The organism is Microbacterium sp. B24, from assembly GCF_000333415.1.
GTDB lineage: Bacteria > Actinomycetota > Actinomycetes > Actinomycetales > Microbacteriaceae > Microbacterium.
The window spans coordinates 1-2,498 of the sequence record NZ_BADB01000317.1 but is presented as its reverse complement, the minus strand read 5'-3'; the positions used below and the strand labels follow the sequence as shown (position 1 = coordinate 2,498).

The 2,498-nt window shown below is 73.2% G+C and carries 2 protein-coding genes; both read right to left on the bottom strand.

Features of this window, described 5'->3' with window-relative positions; all coding sequences use genetic code 11:
* Positions 1 to 20: 20 nt before the first annotated feature.
* A complete protein-coding gene (locus tag I5I_RS17565; RefSeq protein ID WP_239640062.1) occupies positions 21 to 1,283 on the bottom strand; it encodes a hypothetical protein in 1,263 nt (420 codons plus the stop codon).
* Positions 1,277 to 2,498: Ig-like domain-containing protein (locus tag I5I_RS17560; protein WP_239640061.1), on the bottom strand; the 1,222-nt coding region annotated here is incomplete at its 5' end. The genes I5I_RS17565 and I5I_RS17560, both read right to left, overlap by 7 nt.

The following is a 2,498-nucleotide window of genomic DNA, read 5'->3' as shown; positions in this document are numbered from 1 at the left end:
AGCTCGGTCCCGGGGATCCTCTAGAGTCGCTGCTGCACCGAACCGCCCTGGGGCAACGTGGACGGGGCGGCGCCGACCCGCAGGGAGATCCGCGCCGGAGCGACACCCGGGTGCGACGTCACCTGGACGACGACGCTCTCGATCGTGCCGGGCGCGGCCGCATCGCGGCCTCGAACGCTCAGCTGCGCGCCCTGCAGCGCGAGGTCGAAGGATGCCGGGGTCCCGTCGACCCGGTAGACGATCGCCTCGGGGCGCCCTTGCCAGGTGGTCATCGCGCCGAGGTCGAAGACCTGGGTGTCGCCCGGAGCGACCTCGAGCGCGGCCGGTGACAGCCGCGGCTGCGGGGCGATCGGGGTCACCACGACCGGGATGGCCAGGACGGTCCAGGCCGGCTGACCGGCCAGGCGTACGAGCACCCGGCAGGTGTCCGTCCACGGCGCGTCCGCGCCGGCCGCGTAACGCAGGGTGGTTCCGCCGACGGCGGTGCACGATGCCCCGGGCCGCGCGCCCGAGGCGCGGGTCTCGCCGGACAGCTCCAGGGCGCGACCGCGTGGCACCGTGATGAGCGCGGCGAGGTCGACATCGGCCTGCGCGTTCTCGCCGACGGTGAGCGGGGGCGCCCCGGCACGCAGCGCCAACGGCGTATCGGCGGCGGCCGGGATCCTCAGGAACGCGTACGTCGTCACGGGTCCGGCGGACGTCTGCCCCGTGACCGAGAAGGGGATCACGTGGGCGCGGTCGTCGACGGTGCCCACCAGGCGCGTCCCCTCGACGGTGATGCCGTCCACCGGTGCCCAGAGCCCGACCGACAGGTCGCCCGTGTCGCCGCCGGACCACAGCACCTTGCCGGAGAGCACGTCGATGCCTCGCGCCAGATCAGCGCGTCCGTCGGCGTCGAGCACGGTGTCGGAGACGACCGGGAAGTCGGCGACGCGCTGGGCGACCACCCGCACGACGATGAGGCCGCGGGCGGTGTTTCCGGCCGAGGAGACCACGTCGTAGAGGAACGACATCGTCCCGGGTGTCGGTCCCGCCGCGATCGTGACCGTGTCGTCGCTCTGCGACACGAGTCGCTGTTGCAGACGAGTGAACTCCGCCGTCGGCGACCCGTCCAACGCGAACTGAGGCACGTCGGGGCGCACCCGCTGCAGGGTCAGCGTGCCCTGCAGGGGGTCGATGTCATTGGCGAGGGGATGCACGCGCAGCACGTTGCCGTCACCGGCTTGCACCTGCACGTAATCGGTGAAGGTGATGGGGGCAGGACTGGCATCGCCGCTCAGCACCCGGACGCGGACGGTTCCGACGCCCGCGGCGCCGACGGGTCCACCACCCGGTAGGTGAACGTGTCCTGCCCCGAACTCCCGGCATCGCTGGAGTAGACGATGGACGCACCGTCGGCGGAGATGACGGCCGAGCCGTGCGCGGGCTGATCGACGATGCGATCCAGACGCACGACGTCGCCGTCCGGATCCATCCCGAAGCCGTCGAACGCGATGACCGTGGACAGTCCGCTGAGCACCCGCCCCGAGAGCGTCCGCGGCAGGGGGTCGCGGTTCGCTCCGTCGCCGACCACGCTCAGGTGCACCGTGGCGGTGTCGCCGAGCGCCGGTGCGCCGGTCGTGAACGCCCGATAGGAGATCGTGACGTCCCCCGGCGTCGTGGGAGCCAGCACCCGCAGCACATCGCCGGCGGCGAAGGCGAGGACGTCGGGGCGCGAGGCGACGATCGACTCCGGGTCCAGGCGAGGGCGGGTGCCGACCGCCGCGACGTCGTTGTCCAGCACCGGGATGTCGATCTGCGCGCCCGCGCGCACGACGGCACGATCGTCGACGGCGATCGGCGCCTGCTCGGCGGCGGGCGGCAGCAGGTACACCGTCGCTTCACCGGTGATGGCCGAACCCTCGTCGGTCGTGCCGTCGCCGACCCGGTACGAGACGGTTCCCAGCAGACCCGACGCGCCGGATGCCGTCGAGCCCGACACCCGCAGCTGGCTCTGGGCCACGACGTCGGCCGACAGGGACGCACCGGTGACCGGGCGGATGACCAGATCGCTCAGCAGCAGCACCCGCCGGGTGGGGTTGGTGACCGCGGCCAGGACGTCGACGGTGGCATCGGCCTGCGGACGCACGAAGGCGACGACCGGCGAGGTGGACAGGTCGGCGGGCCCGCCGGGGTCGAGCAGCTTGAGTCGGACGGTGCCGGTGGCCTCGTGCCCTCCCGAAGACACCGTGACGGCAACTCGGTAGGCGCCCGGCGACGCCGCGACGACGTCGAACGTGGTCGAGCCGCCGACGACGGTCGCGGTGGCCGCCGCATCGTCGAGCACGCGCGCCGCGGTGAGCGTCAGGTCGCCGGCGGTCCCCGTGACGTGCGGGGCGACGTCGACCGACACGCGCGAGCCCGCCACATCGACCACCGCGAACGACTGCAGGGCCGGCTGCGCGTCGCCCCGGATCCGCACGACGAGCGACTCTAGAGGATCCCCGGGACCGAGCTCG